The 6,095-nt window shown below is 56.5% G+C and carries 6 protein-coding genes; 4 read left to right on the forward strand and 2 right to left on the reverse strand.

Going from position 1 to position 6,095, the window contains the following annotated elements:
* Positions 1-168: 168 nt before the first annotated feature.
* Positions 169-762, reverse strand: coding sequence for a hypothetical protein (locus GOX61_RS22240; protein WP_170337255.1), 594 nt, complete (start codon positions 760-762; stop codon positions 169-171).
* Positions 763-860: 98 nt separating this feature from the next.
* Complete coding sequence (locus tag GOX61_RS22245) at positions 861-3,209, reverse strand: DNA topoisomerase IV subunit A (protein WP_155134805.1); 2,349 nt, start codon at positions 3,207-3,209, stop codon at positions 861-863.
* Between the two features lie 200 nt (positions 3,210-3,409).
* Here GOX61_RS22245 and GOX61_RS22250 point away from each other — a divergent pair, with 200 nt between their 5' ends.
* From GOX61_RS22250 to GOX61_RS22265, 4 genes are all read left to right on the forward strand, one after another.
* Complete coding sequence (locus GOX61_RS22250; protein ID WP_254436946.1) at positions 3,410-4,039, forward strand: SH3 domain-containing protein; 630 nt, start codon at positions 3,410-3,412, stop codon at positions 4,037-4,039.
* Positions 4,040-4,108: 69 nt separating this feature from the next.
* Positions 4,109-4,936: an SDR family NAD(P)-dependent oxidoreductase gene (locus tag GOX61_RS22255; protein ID WP_170337258.1), complete on the forward strand. Its 828-nt coding sequence runs from the start codon at positions 4,109-4,111 to the stop codon at positions 4,934-4,936.
* A gap of 78 nt (positions 4,937-5,014) precedes the next feature.
* On the forward strand, positions 5,015-5,218 hold the full coding sequence (locus GOX61_RS22260; RefSeq protein ID WP_155134799.1) for a twin transmembrane helix small protein: 204 nt from the start codon (positions 5,015-5,017) through the stop codon (positions 5,216-5,218).
* Position 5,219: 1 nt separating this feature from the next.
* Positions 5,220-5,792, forward strand: coding sequence for a cob(I)yrinic acid a,c-diamide adenosyltransferase (locus tag GOX61_RS22265; RefSeq protein WP_170337261.1), 573 nt, complete (start codon positions 5,220-5,222; stop codon positions 5,790-5,792).
* Positions 5,793-6,095 lie beyond the last annotated feature (303 nt).

Below are 6,095 nucleotides of genomic sequence, written 5' to 3' on the forward strand. Positions count from 1 at the left end.
CAATCGTGCCGATGTTGACGTGCGGTTTTGTACGCTCAAACTTTTCCTTTGCCATTCCTCAGGCGCCCTTTTGCGATTTGGGGGACCCTTGGTCCCGTGGTTACATCTGCGCGCGCGAGATATTTGGTTCAAAGGGGAAAATCAAGCACATCCTGCGTTAAATCCCGTTTATGACGCCGGATTTTGCGTTACTTCGACGGAATCCAATGGTTGGATCAGGTCGGGCCGCCTGTCGAACCAGCCATTGTCCTTGTGTTCTTCGGCCAGCCACTCCTCGACCCGGTCCGCAACTTTCAAGGCAAGCCCACTCATTTGCTCTTCCCTTGTGCGTTCATGGCCGGACCCTTTCAGGGCACTGCCCCCGGTCGTATCTTCCAAAACCTGGAACTGCTTGCCCTTTGCCAGGAACTCTTTCTTTTTCACGTCATATACGTTCACCAGAACGATTGCCGTGCTTTTGGGGTTGTAGATCACCGGGATTCCCGGAGGGGCCAACATGTAGCCCTCAAGGCTGATCCCGATATCGTATTCCTGCGCGCCAGCGTAGCGCCCCAACCGAATATCGACCGCATTCTGAATGGCGTCTTCCCACTCCTTCGAGGTGGCATCCCGCGAAACCGGTCCCTTTTTGGCTTTTTCAGCGAAGGCGTAGTTCACGCGCAGTTTGAATTCCCCAAGGCTTTCGGGCTCTTCATAGACCTGCGTCTGTGTACACGCGCCCATCAGGGCTAGTCCGGTGATCAGGGTCAGAATGCGCAGCATGTGTCTCTTCTCGATAGGCCTGTTTTTCTTTGATCTAGCGCACCGATACGGTCTGTGCCAAGCCGTATCGGCGGAATTTCACTGTTGTGGCTGCCTGATCACGAAAACTTATAGTCCCGCGGGAAGCCATAAGGCGGCTTTTTCCCGACACTTGCGCGCTTGGCCAACCATTGGCTCATGTCAGCCTCGTGGCGGGTCTTGTCGCCGCCCATGGACCATTTCAGTCCCTCTTCCCAGTTGAATGTGGTGATGTCCGACAATCCACCATCCAATTCCAGAGTACCCTGACGCCCACGCGCCATGTTGTACTTCTGCAGGCGCACACCCTTACCACGGGTCATCTCTGGTAGCTCTTCAGTTGGGAACACAAGGAATTTGCCGTTTTGCGACACGACGGCAACGTGATCGCCCGCAATCGGCTTACAGATCATCGCGGTCTCATCGCCTTTGACGTTCAGAACCTGTTTGCCGTTTCGGGTCTGGGCCAGAACGTCATCCTCGGGAACCATGAAGCCGTTGCCTGCGTCCGAAGCCACTAACAGCTTGCGCCCCGGCTTGTGGATCAGGATGTCGATGATCTGCGCCTCGTTCGGCAGGTCGACCATCAGGCGCAAGGGCTCGCCCATGCCGCGCCCGCCCGGCAGGTTTGCGGCACTGACGGTGTAGAACCGGCCATTTGAGGCAAAAACCAGCAGACGGTCGGTCGTTTCTGCGTGGAAGATGAAACGCGGGCCGTCGCCATCTTTGAACTTCAGCTCGCGCTTCAGATCGATATGGCCTGTCATGGCACGAATCCAGCCCATCTGAGAGCAGACAACCGTGATCGGTTCTTTGTCGATCATCGCCTCAAGCGGCACTTCCTCGACTTGACCTGCCTCGGCGAACTGGGTCCTGCGCTCACCGCCTTCGTAATCTTTGCCAAAGGTCTTCTTGGTCTCTTTTAACTGTTCGGCGATCTTGGCCCATTGCAGGGCCGGATCGGCAAGCAGATCTTCGAGATTGGCCCGCTCCAGCATCAACGCGTCACGCTCACGCACCAGCTCCATCTCTTCGAGACGGCGCAGGCTGCGCAGGCGCATGTTGAGGATCGCGTCGACCTGAACCTCGGACAGCTCGCCCTCACCCGGTTTGGGCGAAACATAGTCGGCCTCGCTGGTCGCGCGGACATGGTCGATCCCCCAATCCTCGCGCATCAGCGCTGCTTTGGGGTCGTCGTCGTAGCGGATGATATCGATCACGCGGTCGAGGTTAAGGAAGGCAACGATAAAGCCCTCCAACACCTCAAGCCGGTGGTCGATCTTGGCCATGCGGTGGCGCGAGCGGCGGATCAACACCTCTTGCCGGTGATCAAGGAAGGCCCGTAGCACTTCCTTCATCGAACAGACCTTGGGCGTAACCCCGTCGATCAGCACGTTCATGTTCAGGCTGAACCGCACCTCAAGGTCCGAGTTGCGGTAGAGCATGCCCATCAGCACCTCAGGGTCCACGTTTTTCGAACGCGGCTCAAGGATCAAGCGGATGTCATCGGCGGATTCGTCGCGCACATCGGCGAGGATCGGGATTTTCTTGGTCTGGATCAGTTCCGCGATCTTTTCGATCAGCTTGGATTTCTGAACCTGGTAGGGAATCTCGGTAACGATGATCTGCCACTGGCCACGGCCCAGATCCTCGACCTCGTATTTACAACGCAGACGGAATGAACCGCGCCCGGTGCGATAGGCCTGGGCAATGTTCTCGGGCGGCTCCACAATCACGCCGCCGGTCGGGAAATCCGGACCGGGCACGTAGTTCAACAACGTGTCATCGCGCGCATCGGGCGTCTTGATCAGGTGCAGACAAGCGTCACACAGCTCGGCAATATTGTGCGGCGGGATATTCGTCGCCATGCCCACCGCGATACCGCTGGCGCCATTGGCCAGCAGGTTCGGGAATTGCGCGGGCAGCACGACCGGCTCGGTCAGCGTGCCGTCATAGTTGTCACGGAAATCAACGGCGTCCTCGTTTAGACCTTCCAACAGCGCTTCGGCCACGATGGTCATCCGGGCTTCGGTGTATCGCGAGGCCGCCGGGTTATCGCCGTCGATATTGCCAAAGTTCCCCTGCCCGTCGACCAGCGGGTAGCGGACGTTGAAGTCCTGCGCCAGACGCGCCATCGCATCATAAATCGCTGCGTCACCATGCGGGTGATAGTTACCCATCACGTCGCCGGAAATCTTCGCAGACTTACGGAACCCTCCGGTTGCGCTGAGTCGCAGCTCTCTCATCGCATAGAGGATTCGCCGATGAACCGGCTTCAATCCGTCGCGCGCATCGGGCAACGCCCGGTGCATGATGGTGGACAGCGCATAGGTCAGATAGCGTTCGCCAATCGCGCGGCGCAGTGGCTCGGCTATCTCGCCCCCGTTCTCAGGGGTCTCCATATTGGGGTCGTCGATCGTATCGTTCATATATGATGTGATACGCCGCAAGAGCCCGCTGGTAAAGCAAGCACAGCATATTTTGCTGGGGACAAGTCGCGCTTTTTGCAACAGGGGGAGACAAGTCCCGGATTTCCCCGCTTTTTCGACTCATCACGCGAAATATGGTAGGATCTCATCAATTGAACTGCTGCCTATTTTTTGATGTTACGATTACCGGGGGATGCGCCATGACGCGCCTGATACTTGTTACCTTTGCCATGCTTGGCTGGACCTTCTACGTGATGAGCGGAGGACCAGATTTTGAACCGCGCGGTATGCGCAGCGATCAGCCACAACAAATTGCATCAGCACCGAAGCCAAAACCGAAACTTCTGGTTGCTGCTCCGGCTGAAGAATTGGTTACTCGAGCTGCTTTGCGCCCCATCAAACCGGCTGAGCCACAAGCTGAACCAGAATCTCCTCTGAACGAAGCAGATACAGATGCGCTGCTGGCGCAGGTGGCTTCGGGCCTGAGCACCAATCTGACGTTGTTCGATGATGATGGTGCTACGTTTACTCTGGCCTCGCTGGAACAGGGCGCCGCCGGGTTGCAACAGGTCGCCCCTGCGCCCCAAGACGAAACAGCCGAGACCCCCATCCCCGCAGAACCGGAAAAAGATATACGTGAGGTATCGGGTACACGTGTGAACATGCGTGACGGCCCCGGAACGATCTATCCAATCATCGGCAAGGCAAGAATTGGCCAAAAAGTCGAAGTCCTAAGTGAATCCGGAACAGGTTGGCTGCGCCTGCGCGTGTTGCCAGAGCAACAGGTTGGCTGGATTTCGGCCTCACTGATCCGAAAAATCCCGAACTGACGCAGAGGTGACATTGCGCGACCGAAGACCTCGCAATAGCTATGAGCGAGGTACATCTTTGGGTAGGTCATGCAAAAATCCATCCTAATTACAGGCTGCTCCTCCGGAATCGGATTGGACGCAGCACACGGAATGCGTGCGCGCGGCTGGCGTGTTTTTGCCTCGTGCAGGCAGCAGCGTGATTGTGACCGCTTGCGGGCCCAAGGATTTGAAAGCCCTCGCATAGACTATACCGATACTGAGAGCATTACCTCAGGTTTGGCAGAGGTTATTGAGGCAACAGGCGGAACATTGGATGCGCTTTTCAACAATGGCGCGCACGGGCTGCCAGGGGCTGTAGAAGATGTTCCAACGGATGGACTACGCCACATCTTTGAAACAAATGTCTTTGGCTGGCACGAACTGACCCGCCAGGTTATTCCCCTTATGCGGGAACAAGGCCATGGTCGTATCGTGCAATGTTCTTCGGTACTTGGCCTTGTCGCGTTCCCTTGGCGCGGAGCCTATGTCGCGACCAAGTATGCCATCGAGGGTCTGACTGACACGATGCGATTGGAACTTCGGGATACAGGCATCAAGGTGATCCTGATCGAGCCTGGTCCAATCACGTCCAAACTGCGCGAAAAGGCGATTCCAGTCTTCGAGCGCTTTATTGACTGGGAGTCTTCCGCTTTGCGCGACAAATATGAAGGCTCACTTCTCAAACGCCTTTACGAGGATTCGGGCCCGGACAAATTTGAATTGCCCGCTTCTGCCGTCACCGACAAGCTTGCCAATGCGGTTGAAGCAAGGAACCCGAAGTCTCGCTACTACGTGACAACGCCTACATACATCGCCGGATACTTGCGACGCATCCTGCCGACCGGGGCGATCGACCGCATCCTTTCAGGCGTCTGAGACGAAATTACCTGTTCGCATTTTGCCCCATCAGGGCTAGATGAGGCCAAATGCAACAAAAACGCGGACGGTGGTTTCATGGACCTGATGATGGTCGTCTTATTGCTGGCCATGGCGGCAGTTGTCGTCGTGCTGGCATTGGGCATCGCCAATTTTGGCAAAGGTGGCATGGCAGCCGCCAAGAAAAGCAACAAGATGATGCAACTTCGCATTCTCTTTCAGTTCATTGCCGTGGTGCTGATCGTGCTCTACGTCTATCTGCGCGGACAGGGAGTGCAATAAGATGGTCGTACTGAACAAAATCTATACCCGCACGGGCGATGACGGAAAAACGGCACTGGGTAACGGTGAACGTGTCGCCAAATATTCGGGGCGCGTGGCCGCCTATGGCACTGTCGATGAATTGAATGCTTTCGTCGGCGTTGCACGCCTGGAAGCTGACGGTGATTTTGATGTGGCACTGGCCCGTATCCAGAACGACCTGTTCGATCTTGGCGCAGATTTTTGCCGCCCCGACATGGAACAGGATGCCGAAGCGGACTACCCGCCCCTTCGCATCGTACCGACCCAGATCGACCGGTTGGAAGCTGAGATTGATGCGATGAATGAAACGCTTGAACCGCTGCGTAGCTTTATTCTGCCTGGCGGATCGAAACTCGCCGCCCATCTTCATGTTTGCAGAACCGTGTCGCGACGCGCGGAGCGTCTTGCCGTGGAACTGACCAACATGGAACCCGTTAACGCGGTGGCCGTGAAATATCTGAACCGCCTGAGCGACTGGTTCTTTGTTGCGGCACGTTGCGCCAATAACGGTGGGCGCGACGACGTGCTGTGGGTACCTGGCGCGAACCGCTGAAGGCCCGGGTATGGCTCGCGTTTTTTGGAGCACTTGGAAAGACGTAAACTCGCGCTCTGGTTTGGGCTGAACTACGATCCGAGCGCAGCCCGAAGGAAACTTTGTTTCGTGCCCCCACGTAAAAAATAACGAAACGCGACGTCCCGACGCCATGACGTGACGATTTTGCCCTGTTGCGGGGCCACATGACCCGTTATCTAAGCCAACGAGAGCATTGGTGGAGTCGCTACGCGGCTTACCGTTTTTGTAAGGAGCAAGCGCAGAAATGAAGGTACTCGTGCCTGTCAAACGCGTGATTGACTA

It is taken from the genome of Ruegeria arenilitoris (assembly GCF_013030265.1).
Classification (GTDB): domain Bacteria; phylum Pseudomonadota; class Alphaproteobacteria; order Rhodobacterales; family Rhodobacteraceae; genus Ruegeria; species Ruegeria arenilitoris_E.